The organism is Fervidobacterium pennivorans, from assembly GCF_001644665.1.
GTDB classification, from domain to species: domain Bacteria; phylum Thermotogota; class Thermotogae; order Thermotogales; family Fervidobacteriaceae; genus Fervidobacterium; species Fervidobacterium ngatamarikiense.
Genome location: NZ_CP011393.1, coordinates 58596 through 76100 on the forward strand (window position 1 = coordinate 58596; position 17505 = coordinate 76100).

Consider the following 17505-nt stretch of genomic DNA (forward strand, 5'->3'; position numbering starts at 1 on the left):
CTTTTAGTAATTTACAGCTACTTCTTCGTGTAAGTTACCGCAAGGATAGAGAACTTAGGATTATACGTAAACTTCAAATCATACGTTCCATCCTCTGGTAACGAAAAGGAAGCGTCTTGTCCCATCCCTGCATCGTATTTCTTTCCATCGTAGTTCATTTCCCAAGGTTTCCACTCGTTATCTGTTCTTGAGAGTTTGTATTTGTACTCCTTTTTTTGACCCGCGAAATTCTTCACTTCGTAAACAAAGACCTTGTTCGTATCATCCCAAGTCATTACTCCTTGGGTCAGATTCCAATTATTAATTTCTCCACCTATTGACCAGTTCTTTTGAGCTGTCTTCATCTTCTCACTATCACCAACCCCAACAGCTAAACCATTAACCATAGCTGTTGGTGTGGCATAAATCGTAAGCTTTGTATCACTTCCAAGGTTTTCTTTCCAAACAGGAATTGCGGAAGAAACCTTTGTAACTCCACTTTGCCTGTAAATTACCTTATAGTAACCTATCAAAAACTGTGGTCCGCCACGGCTCGGATTGAAAGTTATCGAAGCAACTGGTAATTCAAAAACATAAGCGTCCTCTGAGGTGCTGGGTGTCATTTTGTCACCTTCCGTTGGCACCCAGTTGTTCCACTCACCTACAACGTAAATGCCATCTGGAAGCTGAAGGTTCAGGAGCTTCATACAACTTGAAACGGTTCCAAGGATAAATAAAATTAAAACGGGTACAAAAATGAAGGATATGCTTCTAAAACCAGACAATTTTTTCAAAGAGACCACCTCCGAAAAGATAAAAAGATGAGTAATCGCTTAGTTTAAGTATAGAAAACTCATAAAAGAAGGGGCTTGCGCCCCTTCTTTTTGGCAATTTAACGATATTAACATTAGTGTTCCGGACTATAAGTAATCATACTCTTTAACACCAGTGGGGCTTTATATCCACTATCACCCGACACAGGTGTTGCTTCTTGTTCTGGCAAGAAATCTGCGGCCCACTGGACTGTTCCATTATCACTGGTACCCCCTGTCAGGACAAACGCTGCTTTCACTGTAAGCTCTGTCGAAGCTTTAGTTATACCAAATATTTCAAGTGGGATCGCAAACTCTGCTTTAATGTGTTCACCTGCATTAAAGGCTTTTGAAACACTGTCAGTGATCTTCACAAATCCGTCTGGTGTCACTTTCCAAGCTTCGAAACCATTATCCCAAGCTTCAATTACAAGGTCGATGTCACCGTTTTCAACCGCATACATCCTGTTTCCCCATTCATGTTGAGCTGTATTCGTCGCACCTTCTACTCCTGAGATATCCACAATAACCATGAAATTGTTGTAACCTTCTTTCGTATACTCTCCACCAATGTAAAGTTGTGTTGCATCAAAGCAAATACCAGCAGCGTAAAGCTCATTTGCTGAACCCCATTTGGAATCTGTTGCTAAATCCGTAACAAGGAGTGTTCCCCATTCGGTAAGTGCTCCATCAACAGTTATCGTCTTTCCAATAGGTTGCGGTTGTGGTTGTGGTTGTTCAACACAACTGGTAACAACTAAAGCCATCAATACCGCAATAAACAACCAAAGTACCTTTTTCATACTCCATACCTCCCCTTTCTGAAGTGTTTTTACAAATCTTCAAGGTTACCAACGCCGCAAATCTTTCCCAAAATCGTATTATACACCTTTCCAATGAAAAAAGTTCCAAGTTGGAACATTTCCACGGAATGTTGCACAACCTTTCGTTAGTTTTTCACAAATACATAAACTTGTCTTGGATTAACTGTCCAGTTAGTATCGTTTGTTAATGGACTTTCACTCTTTGGCCCGAATTCAAACATTGAACCGTTGAAGAACGCATACCACACCCATCTGTAACCTGCAGGCACAGTATAGTTATTGGGCCATGTTGGGTCAAGATTGATAAGGACAAGCACTTCTTGTGTTCCATACACCCGTTTAATCACATATAAATTCTTCCAATCTCTTTCTATTGTCAATGAACCTTTTGCCAATGCCGGATAGCTCGCCCTCAAGTTAATAAATTGTTTGAAGAAATTCAGTATACTATAACCTGTTTGTTCTTCTTCCACCGATACACCATCGTTTGGGTCATCATACATCGCTCCGTCTACATTCGCATTACCAAAGGTTATGTTTTTCTGTTGATATATAGGCTTAGTCCACCATGTTTGTTCTGCACCCTGTTGATTGGCATACCATTGCATCGGCTCTCTCACTGGTAAATCCCAAGGGTCACCGTTCCATTTCCATCCCCTTAAGCCAATCTCGTCACCATAGTAAATTACTGGCATTCCATTAAGTGAGAGTAGTAAAGCATTCGTCAACAGATATTGTCTTATCCCCGCTTGCGTGTCACCTGAATATTTTTGGTCTATCAATACAGAAATCCATCTGTTCAAATCGTGGTTATCGATAAACGGGAAGTGGTTCACGTTCAGATAGTACGTTGCTCCGTTGACCCAAGAGATTGTCTCTACGAGTAAATTGTCTTTTCCTTCATGATTTGCAGTGATTCCGTACATGAACGTGAAATTGAGTGCTGGCATCGGTGCAAATTGAGAAAGTACTGACGGATCTCCATCGTATACTTCTCCAACAACGATTGCATCACTTCCAAGCTTGCTCCTTATATAGTTCTCTATTTGTTTTGCATAGTATGCTGAACCTGGTATATCATCGTTCCAATCCCACCCTTTATAATGCTTTGGTGCATCAAGTCTGAATCCATCAACACCAACCGTTATCCAAAAATCGATTATCCTCTTTATCTCTTCCATTACCGCAGGGTTATCGAAATTCAAATCTGGCATCGACAAATCAAACAACCCAAAGTAATAAACTTTTTGACCTTTAGAGTTTATCTTCCAGTGCCAGTGGTTCCATCCGTCTCTATTTTCCAATGTCATGATGTAATAATTCCAATATTTCGAATTCGTTGTATTTTCAACCGCATCGAGGAACCACGGATGGGTATCGGAAGTGTGGTTAACGACTAAGTCCATAACCACCCTGATGCCGTTTTGGTTGAGCTCTTTTATCATATTTTCAAGGTCCAAGAAACTACCGTAATCCGGTTCCACGTCGTAATAGTCCTCGACATCGTAACCATGGTATGATTTGGCTTTGTTGAAAGGAAGGAACCAAACTGTGTCAACACCCAGGGATTTAAGATAGTTTATCTTTTGAGAAACCCCTTTAAAATCACCTATTCCATCACCATTTGAATCGTAGAATGAGCGTATGAAAAGAGTGTACATTGTTGAAGATGTCAATGGTACGTTAATTGACGTGATATTGACGTTTGATTTGTCAATGTATTCTATCTTGCTTTCCTTTCCATTGACAACCGCACGGACACCAATTTTTTGCACATTCCAAAAATCTACCCCAAGGAGTTCTTTTGTACTTGAGTGTGAAGTTGTTATGTCCCAAAGAGAAAGGTTGTTGTTTTTATCCAAAAGATAAACGTAAAATTTCGCGTTAGCTATCGACGAAGGATAAGACCAATTTATCGTTAATTCGTTCGTATCAACATTGTAGATAGCACCATTAATTGTTGGAGCGAGTGCCCCGAATTTGTATGTAATCTGCGGATGACCTTCTGCTGGGTCAAAGAAAATCCTAAATCCATCTAAAACACTTGTAAGTCCAGGTTTTATTTCAACACTTACAGCTGTTTCGTCCAAATTGTTACTCCATTCTTCTGAAGTTGCCTTATCCTTCAGCCTTGCAGAAATACCAACAGAATACACTCTTGGATAGCAGTCAATAGAGATACTTAATCTTGTAGCTTGTGGTGTTATCTGGAAAAACTCATCTTTGATAACATTACCTGAGCTGTCTTTCAGAAGAGCTCTTAATTCCTGAACATCATACATAACCAACAACCCATCATCTAAATCTACAAAGACTGTAAGATAACCATTTACAAATTTTGTATCTATGGAAATTGTGTAACTTTGTCCTGGTTGGAGCGTTTGAGTTTTCTCACCTGTAAAGACAAAGCTGTTGTCGTTTCGTTTTCCATTTACAACGAACTTGTAAGTACCACCACTTGGTAATTCAAATGAAAATGATATATCTTTATTTTTGTTCACACTCTGCTTAATAACTTCCGTGTTCGCCGAATCGTAAACAATCAACTCGACACTCGATACTTCGTCGATGTATGCATTAAGACCATGTTTTATGTCCTTCGTTTCTACCGGTTTGGGAGTATTAACATTTATCGAAATTTGTATCTTGCCAGCCGTTTTCAAAGAAGAACATGCTGAAAGACTAAGAACAATAATTAAGACAATCAATACCACAAAAGATAATAAGCTAAGCTTGTTGATTCTGAGCATGCTAACTCTTCCTCCCCGACAATTCATAATTTTTACTATTTTGTTATTTTATCATCTTATCAAACCATAACTTCAAGCTCTTGGAACTTTTTCCAAAAAAAAGAAAAGCCCCTTGTTGCCATTTCTGACAACAAGGGGATTATCATCTAGCATTGACTTTTTATTTTATTTTACCTTCATGCACTAAATAACAAGCAACGTAGTGACCAGGTGCAACTTCTTTTAATTCTGGGTGTGGATCCGTTTTACATCTGTCAACTCTAAATGGACATCTGTCATAGAATCTGCATATTGGTGGTGGGTCAATTGGTGCACTTATATTTCCAATGATATTCGGCTCATTCCTTTTGTATTCTGGGTCTGGCACAGGAACAGCGTCCATTAAAGCTCGTGTGTATGGGTGCATAGGATGATGTAATAATTCTTCAGTTTCGGCAAGTTCGACAATCTTTCCAAGGTACATAACCGCTATCCTGTTAACCATGTATCTTGCAACCGCAAGGTCGTGTGTTATGTATAGGTAACTCATTCCATGAATTTGTTGTAATTCCATCATTAGCTCCATAACTGCTGTTCTGACAGAAACATCCAACATCGATGTTGGTTCGTCTGCGACGATGAGTTTAGGATTCAAAACGAGTGCCCTTGCGATAGCAACTCTTTGTCTTTGACCACCGGAAAGTTCATGAGGATATCTCCACAAAAAGCTGTCAGGTGGTGTAAGACCAACTTCCTGGAGTAGTTGTGAGACTTTCTCTTCTCTGTCTTCAAGTGTTCCAACGTTATGTATATTTAGTGGTTCTGCTATTATGTCGAATATAGTCATCCTTGGGTTTAGAGATTCGTATGGGTCTTGGAATATCATTTGAACCATCGCATGGTATTCCATCCGTTCATATTCATCGATGTTTTTGCCAAGTACTTTTATCGTCCCATCCGTTGGTGTTTCCAATCTTACAACCATCCTACCAGTCGTTGTTTTTCCACAACCAGATTCACCAACAAGTCCCAGCGACTCGCCTTCCAAAATTTCGAACGATACGTCATCTACTGCATGGACAAAATGTTTTGCCCTGGAAAAGAGTGCTCTTTCGGCCGGAAAGTATTTCTTCAAATTCTTTATTTCAAGTAGTACATTTTTATTTTCTAAACGCATCTCTTCTCACCTCTTCAGTCAGTGGGTGCCAGCATGCTACATAGTGTCCTTTTTCAACCTCTTTGTATTCCGGCTCATCGGTTCGGCACTTATCCGTTGCCCATGGACATCTTGGTGCGAATCGACATCCTGTAGGCGGATTGAGCAAGTTTGGTGGCTCTCCAGGTATTGTAAATAGCTTTTTCTTCTCACCAACGTGGCTCGGGAATGCATTCATAAGCAAGAACGTGTACGGATGCATCGGACGTTTGAAGACAGTTGTTGCATCTGCTTGTTCAACAAACTTTCCTGCATACATTACAGCAATTTTATCGCTTACTTCTGCAATAACTGCAATATCATGAGAAATGTAAATCATCGCCATGTTCAGTTCTTTTTGAATTTTCTTCAATTCTCGTAATATCTTGTCCTGAACGATAACATCCAAAGCTGTTGTTGGTTCGTCTGCAATTATAACCTTGGGGTTACAAGATAGCGACAGTGCGATAACTGCCCTTTGTTTCATACCACCACTGTATTGGTGAGGGTATTGGTCCATACGTTTTGGGTCGAGCGTTACTAATTCAAAAAGCTTTGCAACTTTCGCTCTTGCTTCGTCGATAGGCGTATCTGGATAGTGGTTGAGTATAGCTTCAACGATTTGGTCACCGACTCTGTACACTGGGTTTAGCGAATTCATTGCAGCTTGGAAAACCATTGAAATACCTTTCCATCTATAGTGGCGCATTTCTTCTTCTGATAAGCTAACGAGGTCGACCATCTTTCCATTATCATTGAACCATACATGTCCACCCTTAAATTCTGCGTTTTCTGGTAGTATCCTTAACAATGTCATTGAAACTGACGTTTTACCACAACCAGATTCACCGACTATACCTAGACTTTCTCCGGCTTCTAACTCAAACGATATCCCATCAACGGCTTTTACATAGCCCATTTTTGTTTTGTAATGCATCTTTAAGTCTTCAACTTTCAACACTGCCACAACAATCACCTCTTTCTAAGTCTTGGGTTGACTATTTCTTCAAGTCCCCTACCGAGGAAGTAGAAGGCAGAACAAAGAAGCGTGATAGCTCCACCGGCTGGAACCCACATCCACCAGTAAGCGCCGATGTTACCAGAGCCAAGGTAACCAGAACTCCAAACAGTATTTATCATCAATCCCCAAGACATCCTTACTTTCATTAGTCCAAAGAAGCTAAGAACCGCTTCTGAAAAGACTGCACCTGTGACATTGAACATCATATACAGGAACGAAAGAGGCATGACATTCGGAATTATGTGGTTAAATATGATGTACCCATGGCTACCTCCCGAAACTCTCGCTGCATCTATGTAAGGTTTGACCTTAATTGTAAGTGCTTGAGCTTTCAAAACAAGCGTAATGCCTCCAAAACCACCGAGTAAACCAAGTATGACTGCAAGCTTAAATAGATTCATCGTCATGAAACCAGAGAGGACTATCAAGAACGCTGTTGATGGGAAGAGCATCATTAAGTCGGCTATGCGCATGAATATAACATCAACAACTCCGCCATAGTAAGCTGCCGCAGTACCAATTATCGTACCAATTACAACCGTAATGAGTGCTGCGAGCACACCAAGAACAAATTCACTTGGAGTACTTACCATTAGTTGCACCAATGTATCCCTTCCAACAGGGTCCGTTCCGAGCCAATGCCATCTGTTTGGTGGAAGCGGATGAGCAACACCAATTTTATTGGTAATAGACAGCCTATTGAATAACTCAACAAGCTTTGTCTCAGCAAATTTCTTATCCCACTCTACTTTTTTTGGTTGCATTTTTGCAACCGTTTCAGAAGAAATCTTGTCCCAAAGAGTGGTGTCCTCAAGATGCATCTTATGTTCTTCTATCATCCTCAGGTATATTTCTTCGTTGATATCTCCTTGACCAATCAAAAAGTTCACTGCTTCAATAGGCTCTTTATTTTCGTAGTTTTTCAGTTTTTCGACTATATCTAACCGTTTGAAATCATCCAGCTGTGAATTCTCTATGTTGGAAATAACTTTTTGTAGTTTGTTCGTTCCTCCAAAGGCGTAGCCCATAAGAGATGTAACTGGGTCAGATAATACCTTTACAACCTGACTACCAAGTGTTTCGTAACTCTCAGGAACATTAGTATCGTTCAGAAGTAGTGCCATCATTGACCTTGCCATGGCTATATCTTTGAATATTTTGTTCAACTCATAGACATATGATTTATGAGTTTCTTCGGAGTATTTTCTTATACCATTCTCAAGTTTCGCTCTTGTCTCGGGACCGATATCAACAGAAACTTTTGCTAGTTCAAAACCAGCGTATGCTTCCAAAAATTTTTCCACATCCTTGTAAGAAACTTCAACGCCAGCTTCCTTCATTTCTTCTTCGATTGTTGTAAGCGTTGCTTTAGCCTTTTTCAAAGCAGGTTCAAGTATTTCTTTTCTTGAAAGATCAGAAAGCTTACCCTTTGCAATGTCTACAAGATGCTTAAATCTGGATGCGTTTAGTTTTTCGGTTATTTCTTTATCTTCGTATCCTACTACTAACAGTTCCTGAATCAACGGAAAAACGGCTGCGTTAACCAAATCGGAAACACCAACAATTTCGTTGTTTACTATTTCTGAAAATTGTGAATCCGAACTTACAAAAAGCTGTTGTCCAGTGCTTTCGGATACCAAAGACCTTGCAACTTCCAGCACTTTATTTTCAGCTTCCTCAATTTGCTCTTGTGGATACTCGGTAGATAATTTTGCATTGAAATCATCAATAACTTCGGGTCTATCTCTGTTCAAACTTCTGAACCAAAGTATTACTCTTGAGACCTCATCCGAATCTTTGTAAGGAGACAAAGCAACCGCCAAGGTTGTGTAATCAATTTTTTGGAGTAACTCTGAGAAGTTCTGGAACGAGAATTTTTCCCTGTTTCCTATGTCTTTAACACTAACTATGGCAGAGAATTTAATTATACCTTTCTCAACGAGCTCCGAAATACTATTTTGGAAATACATTCTCTCTTTAGCAGGAATGTAACTATCAGCTATCGTATCAAGTAAGTGTCTAAGAGCATCTGGAGCGTAAGTGGTCATAATTTCGTATTGTGAGTTTCTCACTAAGTTCTCCATTGATTCCTTAAAAGCTTCTCCTTTATCCATAAATGAATATACCCAAATTTGTGCTGTTGGAATTTCGATTCCCTTGACCAAGTTTTGAGTTGATAAATAGTCCGTAATGTACTTGCTGGAAAGTATCCTTGAATCAAGACCTGTGACGGGATCATAGATGTTCGGGTCAAGTATGTTGAGGACAACAGGAGATAGCGCTCCAAATATACCAAAGGCTATGATAACCCAAAGTCCAAACATTCCCATCTTGCTTTCTCTAAAGAGCGCCCAGTTCTTTTTGAAATTTTTGATAAAAAGCTTGAATTTTATCTTCAGTATTGATTCTTTCAATTCTGTGTTTTTAGTTTGTGCCATCTGCTATCACCTCACTCAGTATCTGATTCTTGGGTCTAAGAATGCGTAAAGTATATCAGCAACCAGGTGGGCGACAAGTACTAAAACACCCGTAAAAACCAGACACCCAATAGCTAATGGTGTATCCTGAGAGGTTGTTGCGTCAAGAAGTGTAAGTCCCATACCTTTCCACGAGAACATCGTTTCTGTGATGACTCCTCCACTTACCGTGGAAGCAAGACCTATAACAAAGCTGGTCATTAAAGGAAGCAAAGCGGTTCTTGCAGCATGTTTATCTCGTATAACCTTATCAGGAAGTCCCTTTGCTCTGGCTGTCGTAATGTAATCTTCTTTAATTACCTCAAGCATGGTATCACGCATAACAAGCATATCTCCTGCAAAGTGTAATGTCACAAGTGCAATGACGGGGAGTGCAAGATGGTAAATTATATCAAGAGCATAGCTCCCCATTTTGTTGGTACTCCAGTACATGATTGAAAGAACAACACCTGCTATAACAAACGACCAGGCGGCTATCTTCTTAGCCTTTATCGTTTTTAACTTCGACGCTAATACAATACCGATAATCCACATGACAAGCAAAAAGAATTCCGTCCACAATAACCTTATGAACACATCCTGTGCACTAAAAGGAGCGTTAAACCACTTGGCAGGCGTAACAAAACCAGATAGCGGGAACCACTTTAATGTAACCGCAAAGAGCCATATAAGGATAAGCATGTAGAATGGAGTGAATATCGTCCAAAAGACAATTCCCACAAATGTAGCTGCCTTATCTATTAATCCTCCCCTTCTCCATGCAATTCTTTTCCCAAGGTCAAAGCCAAGAAGGAACGAAAGAACAGAGCTTGCGAGGAACAAGAATAAAGTTCTCGGTAATCTTTCAGCGATGATTTCTTCAACTTTCCTAGGATATTCACTGAATGATATACCCATCTCCAAGTTAAAGAAATTTCTCATGTGTTTGTAATACTTAACATACCACGGATCGTCCACACCAAAGAGTTTTTTCATTCTTTCATACATTTCAGGGTTTCTCATCAACTTCGGATCCAAAAATTTCGTGGTATAGTCACCTGGCATGGCTAAGAAGATAAAGAAGACAACGGTTACATAGATTATAAGCAAAAGGACAATCTGAGCAGTCCTGTTCCTGATGAACTTGGCAAGTCCAGGCAAGTCAAAACCGTAGAAGTATATTATTGGTGCAATGATGAAATTAAATCTTGGACTGAACAAGTAAAGGTATTCCACATTGAAAAGAGCACCATAGTACAACGCAAGTGAGATTGCAAGGAATATGTAATTTGTAATTAATAGGTCTCTTGCCTTTCCTGAGGGAAAAATAGATACCTACCAAAGGTACCACGAGTGCGTATAAAATCAGTTCCCAACTTCTCATCTTCACCTCTCCCTTTAATCAGTTTGGACACTTTTATATGATTTGGGAAGTTTTTTCTGCAAGTTTTGAATTTCTCAAGCGCCTCATTTAATAGTCCCCCCTTGCGGGGGGACCTTACGTATTTAGGTTTTAATAATTGAGTTGTTCAGCTTAGTATCACTGAACCCTCCTTACACCTTCTGGGAATCCGAAGTAACCCTGGATACCATCAAGCATATTGTCAAATGGGAATTTGATTGATGTTCTGTAGGCTTCTATCATTGGATTAGTGAAGAGGATTATGTATGGCAGATCTTCTGCAAGTATCTTTTGTGCTTCGAATATAGCTTTCCTTGCTTGTTCAAACGTATCTGCATATTCGAATTCTTCAACAATTGCATCAAATTCTGGGTTGTTGTAACCTGGTGTGTTGAATCCATCTGGTGCCATTTCTTTACTGTGCCAGAATGACCTGAAGTATGTTGGCACCCTTCCGATACCCCAACCAAGTATGTACATGTCGAAGTCAACTTCATCAAATGCTTTCGTAACAATTTCGTTGAAGTCTGTGAGCTTCAAGTTAAGTGGTATACCGATGTTCTTTGCCCATTGTTCGATGTACATTGCTGTCTGTGCTCTCATTGGGTCGTAGTCCATACCCGGTGAAAGGAGTGTAAGTGTTGGTACTGGCTTTCCGTCTGGACCTTTCAAACCTTTACCAGGTGTCTTAACTGGGTTCTTTGCATCTTTTGGATCGATAACTGGTTCTGTATCCCATTTGAATCCTGCTTTCTTGAGCAAGCTGACTGCAAGTTGATACCTTTCACCCATGCTGAGTCCTTCTCCGATGGTCTTAACAGCAGAGTTGTACCAGAAACTATTTGCTGGTGGTACTGGTGTTGCAAGTGGAATTGCTCTTCCTTGGAGCACTTGGTTACAAATGAAATCGCGGTCGATAAGTGCAGCTATAGCTTGCCTGAATTCCTTAACATTCATTGGGAACTTTCTCATATTGAATGCAAGGTATCTGAATCCAAGTTGTGGGTTGGAAACTATCTTTATATCCTTTTGACCTTTGAGTTGTTCAGTCTCACCAGCGGTAAGTCCAACTGGGTTGTAAATATAGTCAATATCGCCAGCGATGAGAGCCTGGATAGCAACCTGTTTGTTACCGAATACCTTGTAAACAATTGTGTCTACAAATGGTCCATTCTCCACTTGAAGTGTGACAGGTTGTTTTGTGTCTCCAGTTGACCATTTGAAACCTGTTTTTGGGTTAACAATTGAGAACCCGCCACCTTTGTAGTAAATGTTCTTTTCACCGTATGCCCAGTATTTGTCATTTGGAACTTGTTTTACAACTTGCACGAACGCACCTTTTTCAATCTTTCCAAGGTTGAGTGCCGTAATACCAGGGTCAATAACTTCTTGTGAAAGTAGCCATTTTACTGGGTCTTTTTGTTTCTTTGCTTTTTCTACTATTGGTTTCCAGTAGTTGCTGCATACGATAGCGGTCATGAGTGTGTCGTAGTAAATCGTCATCGTCTTCTTTTCTTTGAAGTAGAACTTCACTGTCCAAGTATCAATCTTTTCGACTTTTTCTGGTTCGTAAGCTCCACCCCAGTTACCACCAGGTATTTCCATACCTTTTACAGTTGTGTAGGTGAAAACAACATCATCTGCTGTGAACGGAGCACCGTTTGACCAGCGCATATCTTTTCTGAGTTTTACTGTTACTGTGTACATGTTTCCTTCTTTTTCAATTTTAGGAATTTCTGCAGCTGCAGATGGAATGAGAGTACCGTCTTTGTTCATGCCAAGCAAGGAAGGATATTTCCACAACTGAACAACAAAGTTCCAAGAAGATGAACCTGAGCCGAGCAAGTTCCAGATGTTCGTTGTCGTAACATCAGAGAAGATACCGTAGTTAACCTGTACAGCGAAAATGGACAGTGCAACAAGCACCAAAAGTCCCACAAAAACTTTTTTCACAGCCAACCCCTCCTTTTATTGTGGTGTGGGAAGCCCCCCTATTTTTCTCATGAACAATTAAATTTAATGCACAAGAGCCTATCACCTTTACAATTTTCGTATTAATTATACAACATTTTTATCGTCCATTGCAAGTAGGTAAAAACAATGAATACCCAACCAACAAAAACATTTTTTGCAATTGTTGTGATAATACGTCCAATTTTCGTTGTTATATGGTAAAATAAAAATACGACAAAATTTTAGCAGGAGGCGATAGTTGTGTATCATAAGGTTTCAAGAGACCCAATTTATTCAGAAATCATGCTTTATCCGGTTGAAATATTAATTATCGACACGAAAGCAATGCAAAGGCTTAGATACCTCAGCCAATTGGTAGGTGCTGAATATGTTTACCCTGGTGCGACACATACCCGTTTTGCACATTCGCTTGGTGTGATGCACCTTTCTGGCGTATATGCCGAACATCTTTATGATACACCAGATAAGGTTCGTATTTTACGTCTCGCAGGACTCCTCCACGATATTGGTCATGGACCTTTCAGCCATCAATTTGATGATGTCGTTTACAAAAGGCTTGGGTTCAATGATGGACACGATGAGTATCGAACAAGACTATTGAGAGAATACTTTCCAAAAGAGTTAATAAAAAAGTACGAAGAAGCTCCATCAACTCTAAAAAAGGCTGTGTTAGAAGATTTGGAGATAACACTTGGTGAACTCTCAACTAACATGGAAGACAACTTTGCACAGTTGATGGAAGAAGTAATAAAAGTTTACGAAGGTGAAGAAAAAGGAACGATTGAATTTGCAGTTGTCCAGGGTCCACTTGGTGCTGACAGACTCGATTTTGTTTTGAGAGATTCATACTATGCGGGGACAAGAGGATTTGGTACGGGTTCTATAGACCGGTTGATTAGGAATTCAAAAATCGTTGAAAAAGATGGAAAAACTATTCTAGCTTACGATTCAAAAGTTGTCGACGAAATATACACAATCTTGTTTGGCAGATTTATGATGTACAAGAACGTTTACTTCCACAAAACTTCAAGAGCAGCGGACATGATGATACAAGAACTCTTGGACCTTTCATACAAGGCGCTTAAATTAGACGAACGTGTTTTGGACATTGAAAAATTTTTGGACCTCACTGATCAAACAATCATTAACGAAGTTATATTCAATTTCTACAATCTCGTTGAACAATACGGTGGTGGAGAGGATACAAAGCAAGCACTTTTAAAATACGAAATAGATCTTCAACCTCTCGAACTTGACATTGTAATGGCTTACGAAATTGTCGAGAGATTAAAATCACGAAATTTGTGGAAAGTTGTCTTGGAAACACCATTTTCAATAGAAGGTGTCGACCCAACACTCGTAAGCCAAGGTATTGCCGGAGACTTGCTACAAAAAATTCGTCTAAGGCTTGAAAGATGCTTGGAAATTGCCGACGAAGAAGACATGAAAACAATCAAGCACATCCTTGGTAACTTTGATGAAATTTTCAAAATAGATACCCCTTACAAACTTACAATTGTTCATCCCGAAGAGTTTCTGAGAAGTAATATATACATTCTAAAAAAACACAGCCTAATGACCTTTGAAGAATATGTTAGACAGTATCCGGCTTACAACTTCATGAAGAGCAACCTGATACAAATTGTAAGAATATATGTTACGAAGGATATACGCGAGATACTGGAGAAATACAAGATACTCCCTGAAACAGGTGTGGAAGTAACGACGCGATGGTAAATATTGTAACTAGGTAACACGTAAGGAGGTTTTCCAATTTATGGTTTTGTTGTTCGATGTAGGAAATACACATACAACGATTGCTTTAACAAGAGAAGGTAAAGAATTCGAAAAATATCGAATTTCAACCTCAAAGTATGAAACAGAGGACGAACTATACGCATTTTTGAAAAGCTTTTTCAAAGACTATGTTGAAAATTTGCCTATAGTTGTTTCTTCGGTTGTTCCTTCAGTAAATGTTGTATTTGAATATTTTGCTCAAAAATACGGAAACGGAGAAGTCTATTTTGTCAGAGCGCAAGATTATGATAAAATAATATGGAACGTGCACTATCCTAAAGAAATAGGTGCAGATAGAGTTTGCGATGTCATAGCTGCCAAAAAAGATTACGGGAATAACTGTATCGTTATAGACTACGGAACGGCGATAACAATTGAAGTACTTCGAGACGGTGTTTACGAAGGCGGAGCAATAATGCCAGGTTTTGCGATGATGGTAAATGCTCTGTTCAAAGGCACCGCGAAGTTGCCATTAGTCGAGCTTAAACCTTATCCAACGTTCATAGGCAAAGACACGGAATCAAATATCCAAATTGGTGCTATTAATGCAACAATTGGTGCAGTAAAATATGTTATTGAGCACATAGTCAAAGAATTTAGAGAAGCTCCAAGGATAATACATACTGGTGGTCAGTCTGTTTTTGTAAAGAATATTGTTGATGGAATAATCGACAAAGATTTGACACTGCGAGGGATGTACTACTTCTATGAAGAAAAGAAAAATACTGCTCGTAAACCCCTGGATTGAAGATTTCGCTGCTTACGATTTTTGGTTAAAACCCGTTGGTTTGCTATATGTAGGTAGCTTTTTGAAAAGTCTTGGCATAGAAGTCGAACTAATAGATTTGATGAACAGGTACGACCCTGAATTGCCGCTGTATACGAAAGTTCCAAAAGACAAATTCTACGGCACTGGGAAGTTTCCACACATAGAGATTAAAAAACCAGACATATTATATTTCATGCCTAGAAAATACAAAAGATACGGAATGCCTGAAGAACTTTTTAGGAAAAGATTGAAAGAAGTTAAAAATGATATAAGTGCAGTTTTCGTAACATCTACTTTGACTTATTGGTATCCTGGTTATTTTGATACTATACGTGTTTTGAAAGAGGAACTTTCCGTTCCTGTTGTGCTTGGGGGGTTCTTTGCAAGAAATCAGCTTCACATAGCCAAGAAATCTGGAGCGTATGTTTTCACAAAAACAGACTTGAGTTATCTACCTCGCTTTCTTAACGATTTACTTGGATGGAATATTCCCAGCACAGATATTGATTGGTTCACAGACCTGTCACCTGCTTATGAGTTGTATAATAATTTAGGATACGTTGTTTTGTTGACAACACTTGGTTGTCCTTATAGATGTACATATTGTATTGCCCACAGAAATTGGGATAATATGAAATTCAAAGATCCAGAGAAAATATTAGAAGAGATAGAGCTGTTTTCTGAAATGTTAAAGGTCAAAGACATCGTTTTCTTCGACGATGCGATACTTGTGAACAAAGAAAGGCACTTTAAACCTATTTTAAGAAAAATCTTGGAAAGAAATTTGCATAAAAGCCTCAGATTTCATTTGCCAAACGGTATACATGCGCGATTGTTAGACCAAGAAACTGCGGATTTACTTTTTGAAGCCAATTTTAAAACAATCAAACTTGGATACGAAACATCCGGTAAGCTCCAAATTGCAACTGGTGGCAAGGTTAGAGATGAAGATATCATTCGCGCATCGGAAATCCTACACAACGCTGGTTTTACACATAAAGAAGTCAGCGCATATATTATGGTTAATCTGCCTGAGCAAAGCGTTGAGGACGTCAAGAACGCAATAGATGTTTGTGCGAGTATAGATATAGATTTCTCCGTTAACGAATTTACTCCAATTGTTGGAACGGATATTTGGATAGACCTGGTAAACAAAGGAAAGCTTACAGGTCTTGAAGATCCATTATTGCTTAACAATACAGTGTTACCTTACTGGTGGAACAATATGAGTTACGAACAGATACATGAAGTGAAAGAATATGCTAAACAAAAGAAAATTGAACTTGGGTGGAGTAAAACAGAAGTTTGACAGAGCAAAAGGAAAAGTTATTACGTGCATCTTGTTATAAGTATAAGCGCAGGGGAGGGGGACTTCTTTGAATCAGCTTGTTCTTTCTGCTTTGAAGAACGTTATTTATGGCTTTGCTGCTTATGTCTTAATTAGCTGGCCACGTGAGTTTTTCAGATGCCTATTTTACAGAATAAGTGTGGAGCGACTAAGTTCTTCGAACAGACTTTTTCCTCTTTTAAAAAAATCACCCATTGGATACATCGACCCTGTAGGACTATTAACATTTCTATTCTTTGACTTTGGTTGGACTAGGTCTCCTTTAATTGATTACCTCAAAATCAGACGAAAAAAAATGTTCTTTTTCTCAATTTACGGTATTGTTGCTAGCTTCTTGCTAGGAATAATATACGGAATGGTGAGTAGGTTTTCCAACTCTCCGATAGTTTTCAACCTCTTTTACATTGCTTCAAAATGGAGCTTTACTTTATCTATCGTTTCTTTGATACCTCTCCCGCCCTTAGACGGTTCAAGGATAGTCTTGGCGTTTTTGCCAGACAAATCGTATGAGTGGTACATCAAATTTAATTTTTATGGTATCCTATTCATGCTGGGACTTCTTGTCTTGTGGATTTTACCTATGATAATGCACCCGTTAGTTATTTTTATTACAAACGTTACAAACTTTATCATTTTTGGAAACTGGTAAAACGCAAGGGAGCGTGGTATAATGAACGAAAAGGTGCAAGAATTGGAACGTTTGGTAGAGGGCATAGTAACAAGTTACGTGGAGCTGAAAAAAGAAAACGAAAAACTATGGAATGAGCTCAATCAAGCGATTGAGAGGATTAGTCAATTAGAAAGAGAAAAGAACCATTTAGAGAACCTGCTTAGGAATAACGAAGAAATCATAAACAAGCTTGTTGTCAGAGTCAAAGATTTAATGCGCATATTGGAAGTGAGCGAACATGAGGAAGGTTAAAATATCAGTTTTCGGCAAAGATTACGAATTTGCCACTGATGGCTCTGACGAACTCATAGATTATGTACTCAGAAGACTCAAAGAGCTCCAAATATCTTACAGAAGCCTTTACGACGAGATTCCGTTTGATGAACTTTTGGTTCTCATGATTTGTGACTTACTTGAAAATGAATACAATACTCAGAAAGAGCTTGACCAACTTTATAACCGAGTGAAAGAGAAGATTAGAACGCTGGGTTAAAAACTGATAACTGAAAAATCTTACCATGGAGGGATA

Annotated in this window: 14 protein-coding genes; 6 read left to right on the forward strand and 8 right to left on the reverse strand. The window is 39.1% G+C overall.

Annotation, left to right across the window (positions count from 1 at the left end; genetic code table 11):
• Positions 1-17: 17 nt before the first annotated feature.
• The 8 genes from JM64_RS00390 to JM64_RS00425 form a co-directional block, all read right to left on the reverse strand.
• Complete coding sequence (locus JM64_RS00390; RefSeq protein ID WP_014451961.1) at positions 18-773, reverse strand: hypothetical protein; 756 nt, start codon at positions 771-773, stop codon at positions 18-20.
• 113 nt (positions 774-886) lie between these two features.
• Positions 887-1594, reverse strand: a complete 708-nt coding sequence (locus JM64_RS00395; protein ID WP_064011036.1) for a hypothetical protein — start codon at positions 1592-1594, stop codon at positions 887-889.
• Positions 1595-1740: 146 nt separating this feature from the next.
• A complete protein-coding gene (locus JM64_RS00400; RefSeq protein WP_064011037.1) occupies positions 1741-4365 on the reverse strand; it encodes an alpha-amylase family glycosyl hydrolase in 2625 nt (874 codons plus the stop codon).
• 160 nt (positions 4366-4525) lie between these two features.
• Positions 4526-5521, reverse strand: coding sequence for an ABC transporter ATP-binding protein (locus JM64_RS00405; RefSeq protein ID WP_014451964.1), 996 nt, complete (start codon positions 5519-5521; stop codon positions 4526-4528).
• A complete protein-coding gene (locus tag JM64_RS00410) occupies positions 5505-6506 on the reverse strand; it encodes an ABC transporter ATP-binding protein (RefSeq protein WP_014451965.1) in 1002 nt (333 codons plus the stop codon). The genes JM64_RS00405 and JM64_RS00410 overlap by 17 nt, the downstream gene beginning before the upstream one ends.
• 5 nt (positions 6507-6511) lie before the next feature.
• Positions 6512-8998: an ABC transporter permease gene (locus JM64_RS00415; RefSeq protein ID WP_064011038.1), complete on the reverse strand. Its 2487-nt coding sequence runs from the start codon at positions 8996-8998 to the stop codon at positions 6512-6514.
• Positions 8999-9013: 15 nt separating this feature from the next.
• Positions 9014-10252 carry an ABC transporter permease gene (locus JM64_RS00420; protein WP_231882393.1) on the reverse strand — a complete coding sequence of 413 codons (1239 nt, stop codon included), beginning with the start codon at positions 10250-10252 and terminating at the stop codon, positions 9014-9016.
• 304 nt (positions 10253-10556) lie between these two features.
• Positions 10557-12371 carry an ABC transporter substrate-binding protein gene (locus tag JM64_RS00425; RefSeq protein ID WP_064011039.1) on the reverse strand — a complete coding sequence of 605 codons (1815 nt, stop codon included), beginning with the start codon at positions 12369-12371 and terminating at the stop codon, positions 10557-10559.
• A gap of 261 nt (positions 12372-12632) precedes the next feature.
• Between JM64_RS00425 and JM64_RS00430 the strand changes: the two genes are divergently transcribed.
• From JM64_RS00430 to JM64_RS00455, 6 genes are all read left to right on the forward strand, one after another.
• On the forward strand, positions 12633-14129 hold the full coding sequence (locus tag JM64_RS00430; RefSeq protein WP_014451969.1) for an HD domain-containing protein: 1497 nt from the start codon (positions 12633-12635) through the stop codon (positions 14127-14129).
• Positions 14130-14169: 40 nt separating this feature from the next.
• Positions 14170-14937, forward strand: a complete 768-nt coding sequence (locus JM64_RS00435; RefSeq protein ID WP_014451970.1) for a type III pantothenate kinase — start codon at positions 14170-14172, stop codon at positions 14935-14937.
• On the forward strand, positions 14897-16267 hold the full coding sequence (locus JM64_RS00440; protein WP_014451971.1) for a B12-binding domain-containing radical SAM protein: 1371 nt from the start codon (positions 14897-14899) through the stop codon (positions 16265-16267). Before JM64_RS00435 ends, JM64_RS00440 begins: the two co-directional genes overlap by 41 nt.
• A gap of 67 nt (positions 16268-16334) precedes the next feature.
• Entirely contained in the window at positions 16335-16955 is a 621-nt protein-coding gene (locus tag JM64_RS00445; protein ID WP_014451972.1) for a site-2 protease family protein, read from the forward strand.
• 21 nt (positions 16956-16976) lie between these two features.
• The gene (locus JM64_RS00450) at positions 16977-17228 is read left to right on the forward strand and encodes a hypothetical protein (RefSeq protein WP_014451973.1); all 252 of its coding nucleotides are present in this window, start codon (positions 16977-16979) and stop codon (positions 17226-17228) included.
• Positions 17215-17469: a cell division protein ZapA gene (locus JM64_RS00455; RefSeq protein WP_064011040.1), complete on the forward strand. Its 255-nt coding sequence runs from the start codon at positions 17215-17217 to the stop codon at positions 17467-17469. Before JM64_RS00450 ends, JM64_RS00455 begins: the two co-directional genes overlap by 14 nt.
• Positions 17470-17505 lie beyond the last annotated feature (36 nt).

Bases quoted from the DNA above. Each gene is read 5' to 3' on its own strand.
- JM64_RS00415 (WP_064011038.1), bottom strand. From the start codon at position 8,998: ATGGCACAAACTAAAAACACAGAATTGAAAGAATCAATACTGAAGATA.
- JM64_RS00405 (WP_014451964.1), bottom strand. From the start codon at position 5,521: ATGCGTTTAGAAAATAAAAATGTACTACTTGAAATAAAGAATTTGAAG.
- JM64_RS00395 (WP_064011036.1), bottom strand. From the start codon at position 1,594: ATGAAAAAGGTACTTTGGTTGTTTATTGCGGTATTGATGGCTTTAGTT.
- JM64_RS00435 (WP_014451970.1), top strand. From the start codon at position 14,170: ATGGTTTTGTTGTTCGATGTAGGAAATACACATACAACGATTGCTTTA.
- JM64_RS00440 (WP_014451971.1), top strand. From the start codon at position 14,897: ATGAAGAAAAGAAAAATACTGCTCGTAAACCCCTGGATTGAAGATTTC.
- JM64_RS00400 (WP_064011037.1), bottom strand. From the start codon at position 4,365: ATGCTCAGAATCAACAAGCTTAGCTTATTATCTTTTGTGGTATTGATT.
- JM64_RS00450 (WP_014451973.1), top strand. From the start codon at position 16,977: ATGAACGAAAAGGTGCAAGAATTGGAACGTTTGGTAGAGGGCATAGTA.
- JM64_RS00455 (WP_064011040.1), top strand. From the start codon at position 17,215: ATGAGGAAGGTTAAAATATCAGTTTTCGGCAAAGATTACGAATTTGCC.